The sequence below is a fragment of the Paramesorhizobium leguminum genome (assembly GCF_003217235.1).
GTDB classification, from domain to species: Bacteria; Pseudomonadota; Alphaproteobacteria; order Rhizobiales; family Rhizobiaceae; genus Paramesorhizobium; species Paramesorhizobium leguminum.
This window is the reverse complement of record NZ_QJTF01000007.1, coordinates 13519-36945: the sequence shown is the minus strand read 5'-3', so window position 1 is coordinate 36945 and position 23427 is coordinate 13519. Positions and strand designations below refer to the sequence as shown.

Annotated in this window: 25 protein-coding genes and 1 pseudogene; 4 read left to right on the top strand and 22 right to left on the bottom strand. The window is 62.3% G+C overall.

What is annotated here, in order from left to right; genetic code table 11:
• Positions 1 to 135: 135 nt before the first annotated feature.
• The 21 genes and pseudogenes from C7477_RS07620 to C7477_RS07510 form a co-directional block, all read right to left on the bottom strand.
• A complete protein-coding gene (locus tag C7477_RS07620) occupies positions 136 to 1458 on the bottom strand; it encodes an ATP-binding protein (RefSeq protein ID WP_110751008.1) in 1323 nt (440 codons plus the stop codon).
• 103 nt (positions 1459 to 1561) lie between these two features.
• Positions 1562 to 2230 (bottom strand): response regulator transcription factor, encoded by a 669-nt coding sequence (locus tag C7477_RS07615; RefSeq protein WP_110750729.1) that lies wholly within the window; start codon positions 2228 to 2230, stop codon positions 1562 to 1564.
• 33 nt (positions 2231 to 2263) lie between these two features.
• Positions 2264 to 2572: a hypothetical protein gene (locus C7477_RS07610; RefSeq protein ID WP_110751006.1), complete on the bottom strand. Its 309-nt coding sequence runs from the start codon at positions 2570 to 2572 to the stop codon at positions 2264 to 2266.
• A 124-nt stretch (positions 2573 to 2696) separates the two neighbouring features.
• Positions 2697 to 2903 carry a hypothetical protein gene (locus C7477_RS07605; protein WP_110750727.1) on the bottom strand — a complete coding sequence of 69 codons (207 nt, stop codon included), beginning with the start codon at positions 2901 to 2903 and terminating at the stop codon, positions 2697 to 2699.
• A 24-nt stretch (positions 2904 to 2927) separates the two neighbouring features.
• A complete protein-coding gene (locus C7477_RS07600; protein ID WP_110750725.1) occupies positions 2928 to 6713 on the bottom strand; it encodes a baseplate multidomain protein megatron in 3786 nt (1261 codons plus the stop codon).
• 129 nt (positions 6714 to 6842) lie between these two features.
• Entirely contained in the window at positions 6843 to 7310 is a 468-nt protein-coding gene (locus C7477_RS07595; protein ID WP_245411769.1) for an NlpC/P60 family protein, read from the bottom strand.
• A 155-nt stretch (positions 7311 to 7465) separates the two neighbouring features.
• Positions 7466 to 8352: pseudogene (locus tag C7477_RS07590) on the bottom strand (DUF2163 domain-containing protein).
• Positions 8349 to 8972 carry a DUF2460 domain-containing protein gene (locus C7477_RS07585; RefSeq protein WP_110750721.1) on the bottom strand — a complete coding sequence of 208 codons (624 nt, stop codon included), beginning with the start codon at positions 8970 to 8972 and terminating at the stop codon, positions 8349 to 8351. Before C7477_RS07585 ends, C7477_RS07590 begins: the two are co-directional and overlap by 4 nt.
• A gap of 3 nt (positions 8973 to 8975) precedes the next feature.
• Complete coding sequence (locus C7477_RS07580) at positions 8976 to 9530, bottom strand: phage tail tape measure protein (protein ID WP_110750719.1); 555 nt, start codon at positions 9528 to 9530, stop codon at positions 8976 to 8978.
• A 4-nt stretch (positions 9531 to 9534) separates the two neighbouring features.
• Positions 9535 to 9693 carry a rcc01693 family protein gene (locus C7477_RS19180; protein WP_245411760.1) on the bottom strand — a complete coding sequence of 53 codons (159 nt, stop codon included), beginning with the start codon at positions 9691 to 9693 and terminating at the stop codon, positions 9535 to 9537.
• A 35-nt stretch (positions 9694 to 9728) separates the two neighbouring features.
• On the bottom strand, positions 9729 to 10076 hold the full coding sequence (locus C7477_RS19175) for a gene transfer agent family protein (RefSeq protein WP_245411759.1): 348 nt from the start codon (positions 10074 to 10076) through the stop codon (positions 9729 to 9731).
• Positions 10073 to 10486, bottom strand: a complete 414-nt coding sequence (locus tag C7477_RS07570) for a phage major tail protein, TP901-1 family (RefSeq protein WP_110750715.1) — start codon at positions 10484 to 10486, stop codon at positions 10073 to 10075. The genes C7477_RS19175 and C7477_RS07570 overlap by 4 nt, the downstream gene beginning before the upstream one ends.
• A 241-nt stretch (positions 10487 to 10727) precedes the next feature.
• Positions 10728 to 11144, bottom strand: a complete 417-nt coding sequence (locus C7477_RS07560; protein ID WP_245411758.1) for a DUF3168 domain-containing protein — start codon at positions 11142 to 11144, stop codon at positions 10728 to 10730.
• A gap of 99 nt (positions 11145 to 11243) precedes the next feature.
• The gene (locus tag C7477_RS07555) at positions 11244 to 11579 is read right to left on the bottom strand and encodes a phage head closure protein (protein ID WP_110750712.1); all 336 of its coding nucleotides are present in this window, start codon (positions 11577 to 11579) and stop codon (positions 11244 to 11246) included.
• On the bottom strand, positions 11576 to 12142 hold the full coding sequence (locus C7477_RS07550; protein ID WP_110750710.1) for a head-tail connector protein: 567 nt from the start codon (positions 12140 to 12142) through the stop codon (positions 11576 to 11578). Before C7477_RS07550 ends, C7477_RS07555 begins: the two co-directional genes overlap by 4 nt.
• 230 nt (positions 12143 to 12372) lie before the next feature.
• Positions 12373 to 13632 (bottom strand): phage major capsid protein, encoded by a 1260-nt coding sequence (locus C7477_RS07540; RefSeq protein WP_110750708.1) that lies wholly within the window; start codon positions 13630 to 13632, stop codon positions 12373 to 12375.
• 17 nt (positions 13633 to 13649) lie between these two features.
• Complete coding sequence (locus tag C7477_RS07535) at positions 13650 to 14186, bottom strand: HK97 family phage prohead protease (RefSeq protein ID WP_110750706.1); 537 nt, start codon at positions 14184 to 14186, stop codon at positions 13650 to 13652.
• Positions 14173 to 14502, bottom strand: a complete 330-nt coding sequence (locus C7477_RS07530; RefSeq protein WP_110750704.1) for a DUF6107 family protein — start codon at positions 14500 to 14502, stop codon at positions 14173 to 14175. Before C7477_RS07530 ends, C7477_RS07535 begins: the two co-directional genes overlap by 14 nt.
• A 223-nt stretch (positions 14503 to 14725) precedes the next feature.
• Positions 14726 to 15883 (bottom strand): phage portal protein, encoded by a 1158-nt coding sequence (locus tag C7477_RS07520; RefSeq protein ID WP_110750699.1) that lies wholly within the window; start codon positions 15881 to 15883, stop codon positions 14726 to 14728.
• A 194-nt stretch (positions 15884 to 16077) separates the two neighbouring features.
• Positions 16078 to 17313 (bottom strand): DNA-packaging protein, encoded by a 1236-nt coding sequence (locus C7477_RS07515; protein ID WP_110750697.1) that lies wholly within the window; start codon positions 17311 to 17313, stop codon positions 16078 to 16080.
• Positions 17276 to 17791 (bottom strand): hypothetical protein, encoded by a 516-nt coding sequence (locus C7477_RS07510; protein ID WP_110750695.1) that lies wholly within the window; start codon positions 17789 to 17791, stop codon positions 17276 to 17278. The genes C7477_RS07515 and C7477_RS07510 overlap by 38 nt, the downstream gene beginning before the upstream one ends.
• Positions 17792 to 18211: 420 nt before the next feature.
• Here C7477_RS07510 and C7477_RS07505 point away from each other — a divergent pair, with 420 nt between their 5' ends.
• From C7477_RS07505 to C7477_RS07485, 4 genes are all read left to right on the top strand, one after another.
• Positions 18212 to 20383, top strand: coding sequence for a transglycosylase domain-containing protein (locus C7477_RS07505; RefSeq protein WP_110750693.1), 2172 nt, complete (start codon positions 18212 to 18214; stop codon positions 20381 to 20383).
• A gap of 231 nt (positions 20384 to 20614) precedes the next feature.
• Positions 20615 to 21208 carry a DUF1214 domain-containing protein gene (locus C7477_RS07495; protein ID WP_110750688.1) on the top strand — a complete coding sequence of 198 codons (594 nt, stop codon included), beginning with the start codon at positions 20615 to 20617 and terminating at the stop codon, positions 21206 to 21208.
• Positions 21201 to 21746 (top strand): DUF1254 domain-containing protein, encoded by a 546-nt coding sequence (locus C7477_RS07490; RefSeq protein ID WP_245411757.1) that lies wholly within the window; start codon positions 21201 to 21203, stop codon positions 21744 to 21746. The genes C7477_RS07495 and C7477_RS07490 overlap by 8 nt, the downstream gene beginning before the upstream one ends.
• 259 nt (positions 21747 to 22005) lie before the next feature.
• On the top strand, positions 22006 to 22998 hold the full coding sequence (locus tag C7477_RS07485; RefSeq protein WP_181418379.1) for a DUF2336 domain-containing protein: 993 nt from the start codon (positions 22006 to 22008) through the stop codon (positions 22996 to 22998).
• A gap of 5 nt (positions 22999 to 23003) precedes the next feature.
• On the opposite strand, the gene C7477_RS07480 is transcribed toward C7477_RS07485, so the two are convergent.
• Positions 23004 to 23348 carry a DUF1491 family protein gene (locus C7477_RS07480; protein ID WP_110750684.1) on the bottom strand — a complete coding sequence of 115 codons (345 nt, stop codon included), beginning with the start codon at positions 23346 to 23348 and terminating at the stop codon, positions 23004 to 23006.
• Positions 23349 to 23427 lie beyond the last annotated feature (79 nt).

Here is a 23427-nt window from a genome sequence, read left to right as displayed (position 1 = left end):
GTGATCCAATTCATAGACAATGAATAAGCGAATGTTGGTCTATAGCCGCGTGATCTTGTCCGAAAAGCTAGCCAACTTTCCGGGATCACGCTGCAGGTTTATGTCAAGCGATCATAGGCGCAAATGGGATGGCGATCAATTTTCAACAAGAGGCAGAATGATTCGTGCGGCAAGACCGCCCAGCGGCGATTGTTCCAATTTCAGCGTACCCCCATATTCACGCACCGTATCCTGAACGATGGACAGGCCAAGGCCCGTGCCGGGCTTGGTTTCATCAAGGCGGTGGCCGCGCCTCAGCGCCTCATTGATCTTCTCCGGCTCAAGTCCGGGACCGTTGTCCTCTATCGCGATCTCGAAGCCCGCATGGGGGGCCATATCTCCCTTTCCCTCGAAGCTTGCCGGTGAAAGGCTGACTTTTATGATCGAACGTCCCCATTTCGCGGCATTCTCCATCAAATTGCCGACGATTTCCTCAAAATCCTCGCGCTCGCCGGCGAAAATCGCATTTGGAAGATTGTTGTCGAAATCGATCCGGTAAGCTGGGTTGAGTTTCGCGGTCACGCGGATCATCCGTTCCAGAACCGGCAAGACAGGTGTGCGGAAAACCACGCTGCCGCGCTGGGCCGCGATGCGCGCGCGCTGCAGATAATGCTGCACCTGGACCTGCATCGCCTCGCTCTGTTCCACCACCACCCGGCCCTGCTCGCCGCCGATGCTGCGCCCTTCATTGACGAGCACGGAAAGCGGCGTCTTTAGCGAATGAGCGAGATTACCCACCTGGGTGCGCGAGCGCTCGACGATACGGCGGTTGTTTTCTATGAGAGCATTCATCTCGTGCGAAAGCGGCGCGATTTCCGTCGGAAGGTCGCCATCGAGGCGCGTGGAGCGGCCTTCGCGGATATCGGCCAGCGAGGCGCGCACCTTGTCGAGCGGACGCAGGCCGAACAGGATGATGGCGGCATTGATCAGAATGCTGCCCAGGCCGAAAATGCCGAGATACGTATAGAGCGTATTGCGGAATTCGCGGATTTCCTTCTTCACCTCGCTCAAATTTCCCATCACGCGGAAGCGCGCCACGCGGTTGGCGGCGTCCAGCACAACTTCCGTCTCCACGACCGAAAGCTCCTCGCCCTTGAGTCCCTTCTCGTTATAAGTCCGGGTGAAGGATTGGTCGAAAGGGACCTTGGAGAGCGGCACCTGCGGAACGGTATGTCCGGCAAGTGACAGCGATTCGAGACTGCCCTTCAAATTGCTGGTGACGGGCTCCACCGACCAGTACCAGCCGGAAAGCGGGCTGGAATAGCGGATCTCGCCCAGTTCCGGCCGCCCTTGCAACTCTCCCTCCGGCGAAACGCTGACCGCGCCGACGAGACTGAACAGATGGGCCGAGAGCAGGCGCTGGAAACTATGCTCGCTCGCCTCGCGATAGAGCGTGGAGATGACCGTGGCGACGACCATGAGCCCGACGATAACCCAGATCGTCGATAAGGTAACGACGCGAAGCGCAAGGGAGCGCGGGGTCGGAATGAAGCGGAACACGGTCAATGCGGCGCGTCCTTGTTTAAGTTTTGGCATCCCGCTTGATGCGATAGCCCATGCCACGCACGGTTTCGATCAGGTCGATGCCCATTTTCTTGCGCAAGCGCCCGACGAAAACCTCGATCGTGTTCGAATCTCGGTCGAAATCCTGATCGTAGAGATGCTCCACCAATTCGCTCCGGGATACCACCTCATCCATATGGTGCATGAGGTAGGAAAGCAGGCGGAACTCGTGCGAGGTGAGCTTAAGCGGCACGCCATCGACGTTCGCCTTGGATGATTTCGTATCGAGCCGCAGCGGGCCGCAGGTCAGTTCCGACGATGCATGGCCCGCCGCGCGGCGGATGAGCGCCCGCAACCGGGCCAGCACTTCCTCGATATGAAACGGCTTGGCTACATAATCATCCGCGCCCGCATCGATGCCCGCGACCTTGTCGCTCCAGCGGTCGCGCGCGGTCAGCATCAGGACCGGCATGATGCGCCCATCGCGGCGCCAGCGCTCCAGGACGCTGATGCCATCCATCTGCGGCAGGCCGATATCGAGGATGACCGCATCATAAGGCTCGCTGTCTCCCAGGAAATGCCCCTCTACGCCGTCAAAGGCGCGGTCCACCACATAGCCCGCTTCGGCCAGGGCTTCGGAAAGCTGTCTGTTGAGATCCTTGTCGTCCTCGACGATGAGGATACGCATGGCGCTGTTCCCTTTACTGAATTCCGCAACCGGTCAGTTGGAGGGAACCGCGACTTCGACACGGCGCGGGCGTTCGCCATCCCGGCCCGGCACCAGCACCACGACGACGCAAACATTCCGCCCGTTCTGTACGGCGGGCGTGGCCTTGGTGAGGGTTCCGCCCTGCTCGCCTGCGACCCGCTGCCCAATTGCGACACAATCACCGGCCACTTTCACAAGCAGCGCTCCCTTCTGGGGAGACGTCAACGGCAACGCTGCCGCCAAGGCAGCCGAAGAGGCCGCGGCGGTACCGGCAATAACGATCAGGGCAGCGATCAGTTTCGGTGCGGAAAGATGTTTCATCATGGCGCCTTCTATAGCGCTTTCTAGCTGAACAATGAATGAACGGTAAAGACCCCGGAGACCATCACCGGGGTCTTCTCTTACATATTGTTACATATCGTTAATTCAAACCATTAACAATTGCTTAAGAAATGCGCGTTTCAGCATTGAGGCGCCCGAAGATCGCGATCAGGCCGGACAAGGCGGTGACAAGTTGCATGATCGTTTCAACGAGCGACTGCTCATCGAACGCATCCGCGGAAAAGCCGAGCATTCCGGCGACCGAGACGCCAAGCGTCACGGCGGAAGCCCAGATGGTCTTGGAGAGATACCAGGGTTTTATCGCATTCATGGATTTTACCTTTCGTTGGTTGGGTTATAGTCTCACCTCAATCCGGCCATACCGGCCCGGCCCGGTTCTGGCGCTGACCATCGTCACCGCCAGTTCGAATGCTTGGGCTGAACCGCCCAGATCGGCGATCCGGTCCGCTTCCGCGTAAGTCCAGCGCGGCTCACGGACTTCAACCGTACGCAACAGCGAACTGCCCCGCCAAACCTCGACCCGGTAAAGCTCCTGCTCCTCGCCCAGCGGAATATCGGAACCAAGCCAGCTATCGGCATCAATCCGGCTGCGCCTGATCCAGCTTGCGGCGAGGTCTCCATTCGCCAATCGTCTCGCGGCCAGATGAACAGGGCTCAAGGCTTGAAGCGCGCGAAGGCCGCCGGTGGCTTCGACCGTATCGAAATATGCATCCGAGAAATCGCGGCCCGCTGTGCCGATGCGCCAGTTGAGCGCCAGTCCAATTTCAGAAGCCTGCAAGCCGGCGGAAGCGACGGCCTCGCCCAGCAGGACGAACGGCGTGCCGGCCGGTTTCAGGACCGAAGCCTCTTCCTCCGTGCCAAGCTGCCCGCGCAACAGGGAGGTCAGCCGCCATTGGTCTTCCGCCGTTTCCACCGCATCGAGAAACTGGAAAATCTCCCAGCGGCCATTCGGTGTCTGAATGAGACCGGTATTCGCGCCGTTGAAAAGCTGCTCCATCGGCTGCGAACTCAGCTCGCCGGAATAGAGCATTACATCGACCGGATGCGCCCGGATAAACCGGCCGCTGCCGGCCGCCGGCGGCAAGGGGGAAATCAGTTCTCCGACAATTGCACGCTTTCCCGCGAGCGCCCTTAAGACAAAGCCATCCGCCTGCGGCGAGGCATAGGCGCTGACGCCGCGCCAAGGCTTGGCATAGGCCGCGAGACGAAACTGGCCGGTCGCCTCCTCCGCGCCCGGCCATGCGGGCAGATCGATGAGATGAAAAAGCGGCTTTCCCTCATTGGCGGCTGAATTGCCCGGCGGCTGCGCCGGCAATACGCCGGTATCAGGCGAGCGCACATGGGGAGCAATAGCGACGGCCTGGATAGCGCGCGCTGCGCCATCCTCCAGCGAGGTCACGACGAACTCCCTTATCCCGGCATCGCCGGTGAGGCTTATCCGGTCGCCGACCGTCAGATCCGCATACTGCCACGGTATGCCAAGGCTTGTCGTGCGCCGCGCGGCCCAGCGCCGTTTCAGCCAGTTTTCCGCCAGCGCCCTGGCCTGCCCCGCCTCCATCATGCCCGCCAGCGTCAGCGTCTCGGTGCCCTGCCCGTTGCCCTCGCTTCGCACAGCGATTGCGCTGCCGGTCTGGTAATCGCGCAGTGGATCGCTGAAAAATATCTCCACCGCGCCCGGCAGATCGTTGCGGTCTTCGAGAATGGATGTCGCCGGATCGCCCTCATCCGGCATGACCACTTCCTGGATCAAGCGCGGCTCGGATACCCGGCTGGCGCTGCGGAAGACGAACCGGCCTTGCTCCTCGAACGCCTGAACGCCGAAGAGGTCGAGCAAAGGCTCAAGCACCGAACGCGCCGATGATGGCTCGCCGATGACGAAGCCGGAGAGGGTGCCATCGGCGGTGGACGTATCCGGCGCCGGGAGGCCAAAATCCCGAAAGACAGCTTCTATCAGGTCACCGAGCGTTACGCCGCTCAAACGGCCGTTCAGCCAGTGGCCGAGACGCCAATTGTCGGCATCGCCCCAGAGGGCGCGATTGAGCGGGAATTCCGGGAAAGGCCGCATGTCCCAAGCCCAGAGATAGATGCGGGCCGCGTCAAGCATCCCGGCATTTTCCGCCCGGTTCCAGTAATCGAGATGCGCGCCAAGGAAGCGGCTCTGCGCCAGATCGGATCGCGAGCCGTCTGAAAAATAAGGAACCGCGTTTTCGGAGGATTTCGGGTCAGGGAAAACGTTCGGCTGGTTCGGGCCTTTGTCGACGGCGGGGCAACCGAGTTCGGTGAACCAGAAAGGCTTGGACCTGGGCTGCCATGCGGTTGGCGTCGCGTTCTCCGCGCCGCCCACCCGGTTATAGTGCGGATTTTCCCACCAGCTTTTCAAATCCTTGTAGCGGAAGACCCATGGCTTGCCTTGCCCGTCGGTTATGGGCGAGCGGACGCGGTTGCGGCGGTCGGCCTCGCTGGCATAATACCAGTCGAACCCCTCGCCGCCGGCGATACCGGCGACAAGGCCGTCATGATCATATGCGCCGCCGATCCTGTCCGGCCCAAAGCGCCTGTCATCCTCGTCGCGCCAGTCCGATAGCGGCATATAATTGTCGATGCCGACGGCATTCATCGCCGGATGCGCCCAGAGCGGATCGAGATGGAAGTAAACGTCGCCGCTGCCATCCTGTGGATGATGGCCGAAATATTCCGACCAGTCGGCGGCATAGGTCAACTTGCAAGTTGAGCCGAGCTTGACGCGTATCTCAGTGGTGAGCGCCGCGAGACCCGCCACGAAGGGGAAACCGTTCGCCGCGTCTCGCAATGTCGTCAGCCCGCGCATTTCCGAGCCGAGGATGAATGCATCGACGCCGCCCGCCTGCACCGCCAGATCGGTGCAATGGCGGACGAACCGGCGATAGCCCCATTCGCCGTTCAGAAAGGCGGCTATCTGGCTGGCTGCGGTCGCCGTTCGGTCGGCGCTTAGCGGATAACATGTAATACGGCCGCGCCACGGATAGGCCGGCTGGCTTGCCCCGCCATAAGGCGACGGCAGGCTGTTGCCGGCGGGAATATCCATCATGATGAAAGGATAGAAGGTGACGCGCAATCCACGCGCTTTCGCGTCGCGGATTGCGGCGATGACGCTGTCATCGGACGGCGTGCCGCCATAGGCCGCCGCGCCTTGCGCATTGCGCGAAACGAGATGCGCCGTGGCTCTCACCAATCCGTCCACTTTCCATGTCCGGCTGGGCTTGCGGGCAGTTCGCTCCACCACCCCCGGACGGATGCGGCATTGGCCCGCGCGCAGATCGTCGCCGAACCATGGCACGACCAGCGCCACATGCGTGAGATTCGGGCAAAGCGCCTGTAGCTCATCCATCGATGCGTTCCAGTCACTGTGGCCACGTAATGCATTTCGGTTGATCGCCCGCGTCTCACCCGGCTTCGGCTCGTCCGTCACGATCCCGGGTGACAGGCCGAACTCGGTCGAGCCCGGAATGAGCGCGACGGCGGTGATACTTTTCATCAGCGACCCCACCGGGCGCATCACCTCGAACTGGATTTGCGGCAGGCGGCGGCCATAATCGTCGATCGGCAGCCGCTCGAAGACAACATAGGCGGTGCCGCGATAGGCGGGCGCGTTGCCGTCGCCCTGCTTCGCCTCGATCAGCGGGTCGGGCTGCTGGCCTTCCGTGCCGCGATGGACGCGCATTTCGACCGTGGTCTGGTCGAGTTCCTTGCCGTCCATCCATATGCGGCGAATGCCCGCGATCTCGCCTTCCGCCACCGCATAGGCCGCATTGGCGAAATAGCTGTATTCCGTGTTCTTCGCCCCGCCGCCCTTGCCGCCCTGACGCGTGGTCTTCGAGGTTTCCTCGAAGCGCGTGGCCCAGATCAGCGTGCCGGAAAGGCGCGCCGTGCCGTAAACGAACGGCAGCGCCGCACCCTCCTCCGCCGTCGTCGGCTTCGCGCCAGCCAGACGCGGGCCTTCGGTATGGCGCGTCGAATTGATGAGCGCGTTATCAATGAGATATCCGCCCAGCGCCCCCGCCGCCGCGCCAATCGTGCCGCCAAGCGAGCCGAGAAAGCCACCGAGATAAGCACCGGCGGCTTGGAGAACGAGTGTGGCCATGGATTGCGCCTTTTTCTGATGGCACCCCCCTCTGCCCTGCCGGGCATCTCCCCCTCAAGGGGGGAGATTGGCCTTCATCGACGATAGACACCAATCGCCAAGGTTGCAGAGTGGGTGCTGTTAGTAATGTCAGCCAATCTCCCCCCTTGAGGGGGAGATGCCCGGCAGGGCAGAGGGGGGTGAGAGGAAGCGCGCTACAGGAAACCCAAAAACACCCGCAATCCGTCTCCTCCACTGCGGCACCAGCGCCGACGCAGTCACGCGATGGCCCTCATAGGCGTGGATGAAGCGGTTGTCGGGCGCGAGGATGCCCAGATGTTTGGCCGCGACGAAGGGGCGCCAGCGAAACACCAGCAGATCGCCCGGCTGCATCGCCTCGACGGCCTTTTCCGCCATATGCCGCCGCGCCGCCTCGAGCAGCGGATCGCCGCCGCCCGCTTCCGCCCAGTCCGGCGCATAAACTCCTGATTGCTCCGGCTCCATGCCATAGAGCGCGCGCCAGATGCCGCGCACGAGGCCCAGGCAATCGCAGCCGACGCCTTTCGCTGATGCGCCGTGGCGATAGGGCGTGCCGATCCAGTTTTCCGCCTCCTGCAGGACAGCGGATGCGGTTTGCCCCTCACCCTTACCCTCTCCCCGTAAAAACGGGGAGAGGGGGACATCGACGTCGCCGCCTCTTCCTTCTCCCCGCGTGCGGGGAGAAGGTCCGGCAGGGGATGAGGGGCATTCCACGACTTTTGAAATTGTCCTGCTCATGGCACCAGCGCTCCTCCATCGAACTCATCATTCGCGCCGGCGTAGGCATAAGCCGCATCGTTGCCGGGCAAATGCGGGAAGCCGCGATAATTGAGACCATTGCCGAATTTCGCCTTGCATTGCGCAAAGCTCTTGTCGCAACCAGCGATGACGCGGAATGTGTCGCCCACAGCCATGGAGGCATCCGGGATATCGCGCAGGCCAATGCGGACCGTGCCTCCAATGAGAACATGGCTGACCACGACCGCCGTCTTTCCCGCATTTGTCCCGCCGACCCAGTTCAGGCGCCCATTGGCAAACCAGCCGGATTGAAAGCTACCGAGCCCGGAGGCCATAAAGGTTGCGTCCCCGACTTCGATTGCCGTCCCCATCGCGGCATAGCGCGGGTCGCTTGCATTCACGCCGCAGCGCTGGTCGCCCACTTCCGCATCGCAATTGCGCATGACGCGGCGGCCATGGATCTTGTCCAGGGTTGCGGCGCTGCTTTTCAGTTCGGCGGTGAATTTGCCTTGCGCATAGGTGATCTTGCCGACCGTCGATCGGCGCAGCAGAACGTACTCCTGCGATGCGGACCAGTTGACGAGCCATGTCTCCACCGTCGCGCCATCGTAAAGGCCGCGCTCGATATCGGCCCGGTCGATGGCAACCGAGGACAGCGCGCCTTCAACCAGGCACTGTCGACGGAAAGGCCCAAGGCCATGCTCGCCTCGCTGCCGCTCATGCCTGTCTGCGGCTCGCACACGATGCCTGACAGCTCAAGTGGCGTATCATGATCGGTGAAGCCCAGCGCGACGCCATCCTCCCGGCGGATAATCCAGGCAAAACAATGTGTTGTCACAGTTCCGCGCAAATGTGATTCAAGCGCTTGCGGAATGGGGATCATGCCTTCACCTCGATGATTGGAATTGAAGGGATTTCGCCTGCCTGGAACGTGGCGATGCTGGCGGTGAGGCGGTCGGTATCGAACCGCGCCGCGACATCGAAGACGAAGCCGGCGGTGACCGGCTTATCTGCGAGCGGAATGGTGTCGGCTGCGAAGGTGACGATGCCGGTGAGGCCATCGACGGTGAACGCCTCGCCTTCCACCATCTCAACCCCGCCGACGGCTATCTTCACCGAGCCCGCGACCGGTTTGCCGATGGGGCGAACATAAGCGTCCGCTCCATCGCCGTAGCGCTTGACCAGCGGATAAATCGCGGTCCTGCCATCGCCCGTGCCTATCCGCTCATCCTTCGCCACATGATCGAACGGATCACGGAACCGGAAGGCATAAAGCGAGCCGCGCCGCGCCTCGAAGAAGGCAAGGACCTGCTTCAGGTCATCAAGCGAACGCAGCCCTGTTCCCGCATCGAAATGGCGACGGGACTGCGCCCAGCGCGCATTGCGCTTCTCATGGCCGGAGGTGAGCGTGACGATCTCATTGCGCCATTCCGGCCCCGCTGTCGCGCCGAACGAGACGCCCAACGGAAAGCGGACATCGTGGAAGGAGGCGATTTCGGCCATGGATTATAAGCTCCTCGAGCCACGCCTGGCCGCCCTCGCCAGCATACTGGAAACCTGAGCCTCCGACTTGCGGAAGGAGGCTGCGTCGGGCGTTGAAACATTGAAGATGACCTGCGTCGATTTCGCGCCGCCGCCACCCATAGCCACGCCCAGGCGGCCATCCGCGCCGCGGGCAAGTGGCAGGATCGCTTCCGCCCCCGCCTCGCCGGTCAAGCCCAACCCGCCGCCGCCCAAACCGAAATAGGTGGGGCTCGAGACCACGCCGCCCTTGGCGAAGGGTGTCACGCCTCCGCCGATGCCGCCCAGGAAGCCGGAAAAGAGCGATGAAAGAAGCCCTTGCAAGGGCTTCATGCCTGCATCCAAAGCAAGACCGGCAAGATTGGTCGCAAGGCCGCGCAGCACATCGTCCAAACCGCGACCGCTGACCGCCGCGCCCTTCAGCGCCGCCGTCAGGCTGGAGCCGAAGCGATCGGATTTCTTCTGCAGTTCGTCAAGCGTCCGATCGAAGGCGCTGGTATCGGCGTCAATCGAGACGGTCACATTTTCATTCTGGGCCATGGTGTTACCTGTCTGGAAATGCCTGGCAGAGGGCGTCGAACGTCTGGCGCGACGGCGCGTTCGCGGCGCGTGTGGAAAGCCCCAGCGCCGCCGCAAGCTCACGCGGCGTCATGGACCAGAAGGATTGGGGTGTTAGCCGCAGATGTCCTAGCCCGGCGTGCATCACCGGCCCCCAAGGGAAAGGATCAACTGCGGCGTCTAAGGGTTTGGCGAAGATTCGCTTATCCGTTCGGGGGCCGCTCCAAATGTCGCCGTCAGCAGCTCGCTGACGATGCGGGCAAAACCCGCCGCGCCGCCATCGGCTCGCATTTCCGCCACGTCCTGCTCCGTGAGAGTATGGCCGCCGCCACGCAGCCCCGCCGCGATAATGCGAAGCATGTCGCGAGCCGAAAGGCGGCCGGAGGAAAAGCGCGCTATGAGGGCTGTCAAATCCTCGGCCTCGAAGGCAGCCTCCAGCTCGGCAAGCGCGCCCAGCGTGAGACAGAGTGCCCATTCGCGGCCATCGAGAATGGCCGCCACTTCACCGCGATGCCGGTTCACCATCATACGATCTCTCCAAAGGTGATGACGCCCGCCGATTCCAGCGCGATCTCGAAGGTGACTTCCGCATCGTGATTACCGCCATATTCAAGCGCGGTGATCTGGAACTGGCCATCCAGCGTGCCGAAATCGGGCAGGATGACGCGCCAGGCGAGAATTTCGCCGTTGAAGAAGGCGGCGCGGGTGAGCGCGTCGGACGCGGCATCCTTGAAAATACCGGAGCCGGTGATCGAGGCCCGCTGCACACCGGCGCCACTCAAAAGCTGCCGCCACCGGCCCGCAGCGTCGGCATCGGTCACATCGACCGTTTCGGCATTGAAGGCGATGCGCTTTGCGCGTAGGCCCGCGCAGGTTTCATATCCCCCGCCAGCGCGGGCGAGTTTAAGCAATATGTCCTTGCCTCTCTGGGCGGCCATGGGTTTTCTCCTGTGGTGGGGTGGTACTGTTTTGATGAGATCGCCAGGCACACCCCCCTCTGTCCTGCCGGACATCTCCCCCTCAAGGGGGGAGATTGGCTGGGAGGTCCGGTTTCGCCAATCGTCAGCCTTGCAAAATAAAGTGCGGTCATTGGTGAAGGCCAATCTCCCCCCTTGAGGGGGAGATGTCCGGCAGGACAGAGGGGGGTATTGCCCCACCAACGTTTCCATTCAAAAAACTCTAAACCGCCTCGGTCACCGCGCGATACCGCAACAGGCCATGATACCCGTCGCGCTCATCATCATTGCGGGCTTGCGAATATTGCAGTGCCAGGTTGACGAGACGGTGCCCGTCGAGAGTCGGAATGGCTTGCGCCATGCGGGCTGCGATCAGGTCCATGATATCAAGAACCTGTTTCCTGCCGCCCGTGCGTGACCAGACATGGATGGTGAAAAGATGCTCGTCGCCGATTTCGCTGCCGGTGCTCCAGTCATAGACCGTCGTCTGGCCGAAGGTGACATAAGGAAAGGGGGCGATCGCGGATATATGGTCATAGATTTTCGGTCCGCCGAGCCGGGCCCGCAATGCGGCGTCATCGCAAAGGGCGAGATAGACCGCCTTCTGCAATTCCATGGCGGCGCTCGTCATCTGGCTCATCTTTCTTGCTTATGGGTTGCAACATTTTTTCCCGCTGTTCGATCCCGCGCCAGCGCAAGCTTCGGATCAGGCCGTCCATGGTGAGGCGCATGGAGAGTTTCATCGCCCTTCCTCCCGGACCCGGCACAGACAATAGCGTCCGCTTTCATCAGGATCATGAACGCTCAGGACCATGAAACACCGCGTCCCCTTTCGCAGGCGCATTCCGCTTGTCATGTCATCGCGAGATCGTAGCGTGATGCGGTGGGTAATTTCTTCCAGCGGTTGCCCTCCAAAATAGCGTGCCGCATCAGATACCGGCTCGATGCGGCCCCAGAGCGTGGCGACCTCAATCCAGTTCTCCGTAAAGCCGCCGATGCCGTCGGGAACGGGCTGGAGCTGTTCGAGCGCCAGTTCGCTCGAAAACCGCCCGGCGTCGATGAAGACCGTATTCACAGCGAGACCCTGCGCCAGATTTCCACCAGCCGGTCGAAGGCCGGGGGAAACGAAACCGGTTGCGCCTCGCCGTCGAACGCGCCGCGGAATTCATAGAAATGGGCGGTTAGTGTCAGGATAGCGTGTTTCAACGCATCCGGCACATCCGCGCCGGTTTCGCCGAAGCCCGCGATGAAATCGATTTCCAGCCCGCCGAGCGAGGGCGAGCCCGAGCGCTGGCTGAGGTAGAGCCGTTGCGGGCGTGAGCCCTGATGCAGGTGCCGCTCGTTCGCGCCGATAATCACCGGCGTTCCGTCCGGCGCATAGGCCGTGACTTCGACAACCTCCCGCACGGGATAACGGAAAAGCGCGACGCGGCCTGAACGCGGCCAGCGGTCGAGATGAAGGCGCCAGGTCTGGTTGATCAGCGCCAGCCCCGTCTGGGCTTCCACCACCTCGCGCGCGGTGCGGATGAGCTGGCTCAGAAGCGCATCCTCGCTTGTCGAGGAAATTTTCAGGAAAGCGCGCGCGTCGGCGAGCGTCACCGGCTCCACCGCCGGCGGCGTGATGAGATGCATGGTCATGGGGGAGGTCCTTGAGTGAAGGTGGAAACGCTGGTTCCAGGCATACCCCCCTCTGGCTTGCCAGCCATCTCCCCCTCAAGGGGGGAGATTACGCCTTCATGGTCGTTCTGCACGAATCTCGAACGTTGCAGCATGAATGCCGGAGGTCATGTCAGCCAATCTCCCCCCTTGAGGGGGAGATGCCCGGCAGGGCAGAGGGGGGTGTGGCTCAACTATTCAAGCAATCTGCCTCAAGCCCCAAACTTCAACAGCTTGATCGCGTCGAAATCCTGCACGCCGCCGCCGACGCGCTTGGTCGTATAAAACAGCACATAGGGCTTAGCGGAATAGGGATCGCGCAGGACGCGGACGCCGGTGCGGTCGACCACCAGATAGCCCCGGGCGAAATCACCGAAGGCGATGGCGGTTGCATCCGCTGCGATATCCGGCATGTCCTCGGCCTCGACCAGGCCGAAGCCCATCAGCGACGCCTTCGCGCCCACTGCCGCCGGCGGCTGCCAGAGATAGTTGCCATCCCGGTCCTTCAATTTGCGCAAGGTGCTTTGCGTCTTGCGGTTCATCACCCAGTTCGCATTCTGGCGATAGCCGGATTTCAGCGAATAGACGAGGTCGATCAGCACGTCGGAGGCATCGGTCGCAGGGAGCGCTCCCGCAACGCCGGTGGCGATATAGCCCAGCCGGCCCCATTGCCATTCTGCTTCCGCAACGGTGGAATAATTCAAAAGCCCGCGCGGCTTGTTGGCGCCATCGCCAGTGATGAAGGCCGCGCCTTCCTGTTCGGCGAAGGCCGTCTCTACCTCCGCCGAAATCCATTGCTCCACATCGACAGCCGCATCGTCCAGCAGCGAGGCGGTGGCGGCGGGCATGGCGTAGAGTTCCATCGTCGGGAACTGCAATTCGGCGAGCGTAGCGGACGCGGTTTCCGGGCGCGCGTCCTTCTCGCCCACCCAGCCGACCGCCGGGCCGCTGATCGAGAACGGCTTTTTCAACACCGCGCCCGAAACCTGCCTGACGCTGGCGATGGAGCGGATCGGCGAAAGCCGGGCAAGCCGCATGCCGATTTGGGTTTCAAGCTCCGCCGGCACCAGATAGCCGCCATCGGGGCCGGACCCGTAGGAGTGCGCCTTGGCTTCGATACCGCGCATGGCCTGTTCATCGCCCCGGCGGACATAGGTCTCGAAGGCATTCTTATGTTCCAGCGATACCGCCGGGCTACCGCGCCCCAGCGATGGGCGGGCCTGTTTCAGAAGCATCTGGTCAAGCGTCTGCTTCTGCTCCTCAAGGCTGCGGTTGATGCGCTCGACCTTCTCGACGGTCAGCACATCCGGGCTCATGCGCTTCTCGATCTGGTCGAGCCGCTCATCATTGGCCTGCTTGAACGTGTCGAAGGCCGACATGAATTCGTCGAAGGCCTCGCCCACATCATGAGCGCCACCCAGCGCCTTTATTTCAACGCTTTTCGTCTCGGGTAGATTGTGTTCTTCCTGCATCAAACGTTCCTTCTGGTTTAAAACTTTTTCGCTGCGGCGCGGATGCGCTTGGCCAGGCTCACGAATTCCTTGATCGTGGACAGTCCCCTCCTCTTGACGTTGCTCACGCGAGCGGAAGGCAGCATCGGGAAGGTGACCACGGATATTTCCCAGAGATCCGCCTCGCTTATGCGGCGGATGCCGGTTTTGGCCTCCTTGCGGGCCTTGACGGCGCGGAAACCAATGGAAAGCCCATCGATCGCGCCGCTCTTCATCAGTTCCAGCGCATCGCGGGCTTTGGGAACGCCCTTGGCGAGCCGCCCCTCGACATAGAGGCCGCGCGCGTCTTCCCGGATCTGTGTCCAGACGCCGATGGGCTCGTTCGCATCGTGCTGCCACAACATGCGGATGCCGGAGGCGCCACGGGTTTTGAGGGATTTGGCGAACGCGCCCCGCTCGATGATATCGAGGCCCAGATCCACCTCGCCGAACAGACTGGCATAGCCGGAAAAGCTGCCATCGGCGTCTATCTGCTCCAGCGCTACCCCGGCCCGTTTTGTCTCAATTTCGTTCATTGAGCGCTTTCCTTTCTGCAAACCGGGTGAAAATGCCGAGCGCCGACCATGCGGCGAGGCTTGCGGCGGCGGAGCCCATCAGCATCAGTTCGGTGTTGCCGAGCATTCCTGTGATGGAGAGTTGCTCCGCGAGCTTGACCCCCGCCGCGCCGCCGAAGACCAGGCCGCAGATGATGCCGACAGCAAAGCGGATCGCCGCCTCGCGCTTGCCCTTGGGCAGCACGTAGGCGAGCGACACGGCGGACCCGGCAACAGCGCCAGCAGCTTTTGCGAGCCATAGCCAGGCGGTGTCGCCCATTTCGTGGAAGGCGGTCATGGGTGTCTCCATGGTTAAATGCTGGTTTGAGACACACCCCCCTCTGTCCTGCCGGACATCTCCCCCTCAAGGGGGGAGATTGGCTGACACAGATCTCGGCACGCCTCCTGCAACGTTTGCGATTGGTGCTGGATGTCGATGAAGGCCAATCTCCCCCCTTGAGGGGGAGATGCCCGGCAGGGCAGAGGGGGTTGTCTGGAACCGGCATTTCCATCCAAATTCGCTAATACCCCACCGCCTGCCGCTTCTCCTCGTCCGTCAGGAACGAGGCGCTGGAAATGCGCTGCCAGAGCGCGTCGCGCTCCATTGACAATCCATCGATGCGGTCGAGGTCGTGCTCCAGCCGTAAATCGCCGCCATAGAGCGGGGCGAGCCAGTTGCCGAATGCCTTGGCTGTGCGCGCGATGAGCGGCAGCACGGTCAGGCGGTAGAAGGCGCGGTTGGCCTCGGCATAATTGGCGTAAGTGTTATCGCCGGGGATGCCCAGCAGCATCGGCGGGATGCCGAAGGCGAGGGGGATGTCGCGGCTGGCGGCGTTCTTCGCCTCGATGAAATCCATGTCGCGTGGGGAAAGCCCCATCGCCTTCCAGTCGAGACCGCCTTCCAGCAGCAGCGGACGCCCTGCCCCCGCCGCGCCGGTATAGCCGTCCTCCAGCTCGGTCTTGAGCCTCGCGAACTGCTCTTCCGTGAGATTGCCGCCATCCTTCGGGGCATAGACGAGCGCGCCGGAGGGCCGGGCGGAATTGTCGAGCAGTGCCTTGTTCCAGGCGCCCGCCGCGTTGTGGATATCGAGCGCCATCAATGCTGCTTCGAGCGGGGCGAAGCCGTAGTGATCGTCGAGCGGGTGGAACAGGCTCAAATGCAGCGCCTGCCCGCCTGCAGGACCGTCGAGCGGCACGATGCGCTTCACCGCGCCGCAGCGATAGGCGAGCGCGTATGGCCATCCGTCCCGGTCCGTCTCAACGGTCACCCGCTCCGGGCGCAGCAGATGCAGCTCGCGCGCGCCGCTCCCCGTTTCGACACGCTCGACATAGGCGTTGCCCGAGAGAAGCAAATGGCCATAGAGCATCTCGAAGAAATCGGAGCCGCTCGCGCCCCGGCGCGGGCTAGCCAGGAGATCGAGCAGCGGGTGGCGCTCATGCTCCGCCGCGCCTTCGTAAAGGAGCCACGGCACCGCCCCCGCCGCCTCTGCAATCATGCGCACCGCGCGGTGGACAACCGGATTGCGCATGAAGCCTTCACGCGCCAGCGTGGGGTAATCGCGCCCGATCCACGAGGCGCTGCGTTCCATATGCAGGGCCACGAAGCCGGTGGCGGATTTGGTTTCCGGGCGCGCGGGAGTATTCGCGGCGCGCGGGCGCCACGGCCAGGAGAGCGGCATGGGGTTTTCCTTTTGTTTGAGAGGTTGGCGGGCGCGCGCGCTCCCTCCCCCTTGCGGGGAGGGTGGCCCGAAGGGTCGGGTGGGGGTGGCGACGTTTACGCCATTGTCTCCAGCAGAAGCGCAAACGTCACCACCCCCATCCGTCTGCTCCGCAGACACCTTCCCCGCAAGGGGGAAGGAGGGCGTCGCGCATCTCACTCCATCCGCCGTATCCTCGGCACCTTATCCCTGCCCAGCATCAGCTCATTCAGCGCCCAGACCAGCGCATCCAGCCGATCAGGCGAGCGGCCCGACGACAAGCCGCCCGGTGCGAAATCGCACATCTCATCCTCCAGCGCCGGAAAGCGTCCGGCGTGGCGGATGCGGCCTTGCTCGTAGAGGGCGGCGACCGGCTCGGCGCGAAGCCATTTGCCGCGCATCGCCCGCACCGGCCGCACCGGAACGGTGTGGTCCTCGGCTGATATCACCGCCTTAACCATGTCGCCGCCCTGATTGACTTCCGCGATGATCACATCCCCCTCAAGGCGGCGATAGAGCGCGATGGCCGCGCGCGCCCATTGGTAGGGCTTGGCCTGACCCAGACTTTCATCGGCCAGAACCCAGCCGAAACCATCATGATCGATCCCGGCCGCGACGATGCCGCAAGCATCGGAGCTTTTGCCCGAACTCGCCGGTGGATCGATGGCGACGACAATGCGTTTCAGCGGCGGAACCGTCTTGCAGATAATCCCCTCGATCAGCCCGCGCGACCAGAGCGCATCAAGGCGGTCCTCGATCAGTTCGCCGTCCAGTTCCTGCCGTCCGAGCCGGGAGCCGGCATAGCGGCTTTCGATCATCTCCATGAAACCCGGCGCGAGATGGCCGGCATTCTCCGCCGTTCGCATCCGCGTCACGGGAACGGATTTGTCCGCAATGAGGTCGCGCAACAGCGCGACCGGGCGCGGCGTGGTGGTGACGACCTGACGCGGATGCTGCCCAAGCCTCAGCCCGAATTGCAGCATGTCCCAAGTTTCCTGCGGATGCTTCCATTTGGCAAGCTCATCGCACCAGGCCGCATCGAATTGCGGCCCGCGCAGGCTGTCCGGGTCCTCGGAGGAAAAGAACGACGCCACCGCACCGCTCTCCCAGACAAGCCGCCGCCGCGTCGCCTCGAACCGTGGCCGCTCAACGCGCGAAACGGAGAGGATGCCGGATGGCCCCTCCACCATAACCTCGCGTACATCGGCGAGCGTTTCGCCAACCAGCGCGATATGGCCGCATTTTTCGTTCGCGAAGGGCGCAAGGCCTGCGGCCATTCCCGCGACCCATTCCGCACCGGCGCGGGTCTTGCCCGAACCGCGCCCGCCCATGATGAGCCAGGTGCGCCATGGCATCGCGGGCGGTTGCTGGGCGTCACGGCCCTGAAAGAACCACTCCTTGTCCACTGCCATTGTTATGTGATCCGTCAAGCCGACGCTGGATGATTTCGGCCGCACGGAGATTGGCAAGTTCGTCGATCCTTCTGTCGATGCGCGCAAGCGCCTCGCGCAGTTCCTCAGGGCTGACCGATGCGGGACCGGTATCGGCGACGGGGGGCGCGATGTTTTCACGCTCCAGCTCGATCACCGTCTTCAGCGCGCGGGCCAGAGAAACGAGCGCATCGACCGCGCCCTTATCCGGCACCCTGCCCTCCTCGGTCAGGCGCATGAGCTCGGCCCGGATGCGAGCGAGGATTTCTTCCAAGCCGGGGAGTCTTTGTGTGGTGTTCACGTCGGCATCGATCCCCAGCCGGCGCAGGCGAGTGAGATAATTTTTCTCCTTCATGCCAAGGAGAAAGGCGATATCCGCATGGGGAACGCTATATTTGCACGTGAGCCGGTAGCCCGCGTGATTACGCGCCGCTGCCACGCTACCGGGAGCAGTTGCCATGGTGATTTCCTAAGTAATGGCCTGAAAAAGCAGAAGGCTGGCGGGACAGCGCCCCCCTCTGTCCTGCCAACGTTAATTGAGGAGAGGCTAAGAGAAGCAAGGCGTCCGAGGCCATTCTAGGCCCGCCATCGCTGTATCAGCTACACTTTTCCGACGATAACCAAACACTATCAAACCACCGTCACGCAGTCAAGGACTTTTTTCCTACACCCTGTATTTTCTTAGCACGGGAAAAGGAAGGGATTTGGTTACCCTATTCCTTGACCCCTCCTTGCCGTTTTTATTCAAATGCGACACAATCCCCGCGGCGGTGCGGCAAGGTACGAGCGCGTTTGGACGCGGCGTCGCCTCACACGGATGAAGCGAGAGAGGCGGCTATGCGGCGATCGTGGAAGCGGATCGACGCCACCGAATGATGCCATGCGCAATTCCCGGAAAAAACCGCAGGAATCGAAGCGGCGCGAGCCATTTCGTAGCCCGAGGCTGATCGGCCTCGACGCGCGGCTCGACAGCGCGCTCTATAATTTCAGATTTGCTCTCGGAGAATTCTGGGAGAACACGACGATTTTCTTCCGCCGATTCCGGGTGCGCGGAGTTCGCCGGCTGCTTGTGGAGGTGCTGGACGAAGGGTTCACGTTTGGCGTCGGCGGCGCGGTGCTACTGCTGGCGCTGGCAATGCCTGCCTTCGAGGAGACGAAAAAGGACTGGCGGGCGCAGGATGATTTCGCCGTCACCTTCCTCGACCGTTACGGCAACGAGATCGGCCGCCGCGGCATCCTGCATCGCGATGCGGTGCCGATCGATGAACTGCCCGATCATGTGATCAAGGCGGTGCTGGGCACCGAGGACCGCCGCTTCTTCGACCATATCGGCATAGATTTTCTGGGCCTTTCCCGCGCCATGACCGAGAACATGCGCGCCAACAATGTCGTGCAGGGCGGATCGACGATCACCCAGCAATTGGCCAAGAACCTGTTCCTCTCCAATGAGCGCACCATCGAGCGCAAGATCAAGGAAGCATTTCTGGCATTGTGGCTGGAAGTGAACATGAGCAAGAAGGAGATCCTTCGGCTCTATCTCGACCGGGCCTATATGGGCGGCGGCACGTTCGGCATCGCGGCGGCTTCGGAATTCTATTTCGGCAAGAATATCAAGGATGTATCGCTCGCCGAGGGTGCTATGCTGGCGGGGCTTTTCAAGGCGCCGGCCAAATACGCGCCGCATGTCAACCTGCCCGCCGCGCGCGCCCGCGCCAATGTGGTGTTGACCAACATGGTGCAGGGCGGCCTGATGACCGAGGGGCAGGTCGTCGCCGCCCGGCGCAATCCGGCCGGCGTCGTTGACCGCGAAGAGGGCGAAAGCCCGGATTATTTCCTCGATTGGGCGTTCGAGGAGGTGAAGAAGGTGGCAGCCGGCTTGCCGCAACATTCGCTGATCGTGCGGACCACGCTCGACCGCAATATCCAGAAAGCGGCGGAGGAAGCGATCGAATTTCACCTGCGCCAATATGGCAAGGAATATCAGGTCACCCAGTCGGCGGCTGTTGTTCTGGCCAATGATGGCGGGGTGCGGGCGCTGGTCGGCGGGCGCGATTATGGCGAGAGCCAGTTCAACCGCGCGACGAAGGCGCTGCGCCAGGCGGGGTCTTCCTTCAAGCCCTATGTATTCGCCGCCGCCATGGAAAAGGGCATGACGCCCCGCACCGTCATCTCGGACGGCCCGATAAGCTGGGGCAACTGGTCGCCGCGCAATTATGGACGCAGCTTCGCTGGCCGGGTCGATCTGACGACGGCGCTGGTGAAATCGCTGAACACCGTGCCTGTGCGGCTCGCCAAGGATTATCTGACGACGGCGCCCATTGTCGCGCTGACCAAGGCGATGGGCATCGAATCGCCGATCTCATCGCACAAGACCATGGTGCTCGGCACCTCGGGCATGACTGTCATGGACCAGGCGACGGGCTATAACGTCTTCGCCGGCGGCGGTCTGGCAGGAACGCGCCATGCCTTCACGCAAGTTCTCAATCATCGCGGCGATGTGCTGTGGAGCTGGGAGCGGGACGGCCCGGAACCCAAGCGCGTACTCTCGGAAAAGGCGGCGTCCGAAATGAACTCCATGCTGGTGCAGGTGCCCGAATGGGGCACGGGACGGCGCGCCGCACTGCCGATGACGCGGGTGGCGGGCAAGACCGGCACGACGCAGAGCTATCGCGACGCATGGTTCGTCGGCTTCACCGGCAATTACACGGCGGCGGTCTGGTACGGCAACGACAATTTCGGCCCGACCAGGGATATGACCGGCGGCATATTGCCTGCCATGACATGGCAGCGGATGATGAACTATGCCCACCAGAACATCGACCTGAAACCAATTCCCGGCATCAAGGACCCATTCCCGGCCCCGGCGCAGATCGCCAAGGCAAAAGATGCCAAGGACGAAGCGGTGCCGGAGAGCCAAAGCCTCATAGGGCCGCCGCGCATTCTCTCCAGCGCGACGACAAAGGCGCTGCAGGAGCTGAACCAGCGTTTCCGAAGCGCACCGCTGCTGACCGCGCCGGCGGGGCGAACGCGATTGTCGGCGCTGGAGCGATGATTATGATGTTTGGATGGAAGCGCGCGTTAACCCCCCTCTGCCCTGCCGGGCATCTCCCCCTCAAGGGGGGAGATTGGCTGACACGGCCCGCGGTATCCACTCGTCAACAATTGCGTTTGGTAGCGAATGTTTATGAAGGCGTAATCTCCCCCCTTGAGGGGGAGATGGCTGGCAAGCCAGAGGGGGGTGTTGAAGCGCACCACCCAGCTGTTTTCGCTCAATAAAACCATCATGCTCCGAACCATCCTCCCCACGCTCATCGCCCTCATCGTCGCCATCGGCGGCGGGATGGTGAGCGTTTATTATGCGCTGGACCATGCGCCGGGTTTCGGCGCGCTGCACGCCGGGCAGTGGACCGCCTATCCGGCGGCGGGCACACCACAAGCCGATCCTTACACCAAGGCGCGCGATGCCCGCAGCGGGACGCTCGCGCTTGGCGTGGCGGAAGGCGTGACTTTTCAGGCGAGCCGCGACACGGCAGGCCGTCTTTTTGACCGCGATTGTACCTATCGCATCACGGGTCCGACCCCGCCTGCCCGCTTCTGGACACTGTATGCCGCCGACCGGTCGCTGGCGCCACTCCCATCGCCCCCTGACATGCCCCCGGCGATCCATTCCCGCCAACTGCTTCGCCATCAGGACGGCAGCTTCATCATAACGGTTTCGCCCAAGGCGCAAGCCGGCAACTGGCTTCCGATTTCGGGCTCCGGCCCCTTCGTTCTGGTGATGACTTTCTACGATACGCCGGTCGGCAACTCCACCGGGCTTTCCGATCTCACCTTGCCCAAGGCAAGTCTCGTGGCGGAGGAAGGCTGTCATGATTAGGCGGATGACATATGCCTTGGCTTTGGGTCTGCTCGGCGCCGCCATCGTACACATCATCGTGCTGCTGCTTGTCCCCGTCTATTCGGAACGCAACATATGGGCGCAGGTCGTGGCCGGGGGCGATGCCTACCGCTTCCATGTTCTCGAACCGGACAAGGATGGACGCGGCGGGTTCCGGGATCCGCTATTTCAGCTGGCGGCCTGCCGTGTCGATCTGGCTGACGGTCCCGTCCATGTGACGGCCACGGGCAATGTCCCCTTCTGGTCGGTGTCGATTCACGACCGCAAGGGCGAGACGCTCTACAGCGTCAATGACCGCGCCTCGACCGCCGAGGCGCTTGATCTTGTGGTCGCAAATCCTGTGCAGATGGTGCATCTGAAGAAAGATCTGCCGGAGGAAGCCGCGCAATCGATCCTCGTCGAGGAAAATATGGGCAAAGGCTTCGTGCTGATCCGCGCCTTCACGCCGGACCTGAGTTGGGGGCCGTCGGTGCGACGTTTTTTGAGTGATGCGGAGTGCGCTTCACTGCCGATGTGATGTTGGTGAATGGTGAATGGTGAATGGTGAATGGTGATATATTCAATAATATCAGCAACTTAAGCTATAAAATATCCTTGCTACCCACTATTTACCATTCACTATTCACCATTCACCCTCCCATGGTTAACAGCTTGCTAAGTCTTCCGCGCTAGACTCACGGCCAACGGAGCGTACCCCGCATTCCGATATTTATTGAGTTGCTTGCGATTACCGGAGTACCCGCGTGACAAACGAACAGTTCCGCGCCCTGGAAGCCATGTCTGGAACCGGCAAGGTGAATAGCGGCAAGGCCGACGACCTGCTTTCAGCGGCTGTCACCGCATTTACGGCCATCACGCGTCCGGCCCGCAACGATATCCAGCAACTCGAAGATCTGGCGATGCCGCTTCTTGAAAGCGCGACGGCGCGGGGCAAGCGCCATGTGGCGGCGGTGCTGTCGCAACTGGATAGCGCGCCACGCAATCTCATTCTGGCGTTGTGCGACGAGGCGGTGGAAATCGCGGCCCCGCTACTGCTGCGCTCAAGCCTTCTGACCTCGGACGATCTGGTTGATATCATCGCCAGCAGGGGACTGGGACATGCGCGCGCAATCGCCCGGCGACCGGAAGTGGACGGCATTGTGCAGGGCGTGCTTGAAAGCTTCGCCGACCCGGCGATTGACCGGTCGCTGGCCGTCAGGAAGCAAATGGGGGAAACGACAGATACCCCCCTTCGGCCTGCCGGCCATCTCCCGCTCAAGGGGACAGATCACGCTATGGTGAACGCCCGTCAGCCAATCTCCGCCCTCGAGGGGGCGATGGCAGGCAGGGCAGAGGGAGCTGACGCCTCACCCGTTGCCGGTCAAATGATAGACACCGCTCTGCTCAGAGACCAGATGTTCTTCCGCAACCTGCTGGCCGACATGCTTGGCGTCACCTTCGAACAGGCGCAGGCGATCATCGGGCAATGGCCAAGCTCCCGGCTGCCCCTCGCGCTCAAGGCGCTCGGCCTTTCGGCGGAGGCGAGCTATCTGATCATGACTGCCGTGCTTGGCCGCATCGATAGCGACAGGAATTCGCTCAGGGACTTCGTGTATTTCTATCGCTCCATCGACCGCGAGACGGCGCTTGGCCTCGTGCGGCGCGGACAAGCGGATGACATCACCGCCATGCTGCGGCAGAAATTGCGCGAAATGGCAATCGAGGAGGAAGACCTCGTATTGGATGCCGCCAATAGCGACGACATTGCGCCGTTGAAGGCGGCGCGGTGAGCCCTTTACAGTTCCACAACCACAAATAGCGTATCCGCGCCAGCGTAACCCTCGATTTCGACCAGCCAGAGATCGGAATCGAAGCGCGCTTCGCCACGCAGTTTCTCGTCGGCCTCCCATTCGGAGAGGTCTCGCGCGATAGCCACGAAGGCCCGCTCGTCCGGCTTGGCCTCGTCATAGGCCATCTGCGGCGCGGGACCGTAGAGATTATAGCTGCCTGCCGCCGTGCGAACTTTGATGAAGATCGCGCCCGCCTCGGTCGCACCGCGCCGAGCGAGATGAGCGAAGCCGCCCTCGCCGTTGACCCGGCGTATGAGGGCGGAAACCCAGAAGTCGGAGGTCAGGCGCATAGGATGATACCTAAATTTATGTCCGCTAGAACGGTTCCTGGTTTAATGGAATCGCGAGGCATACCCCCCTCTGTCCTGC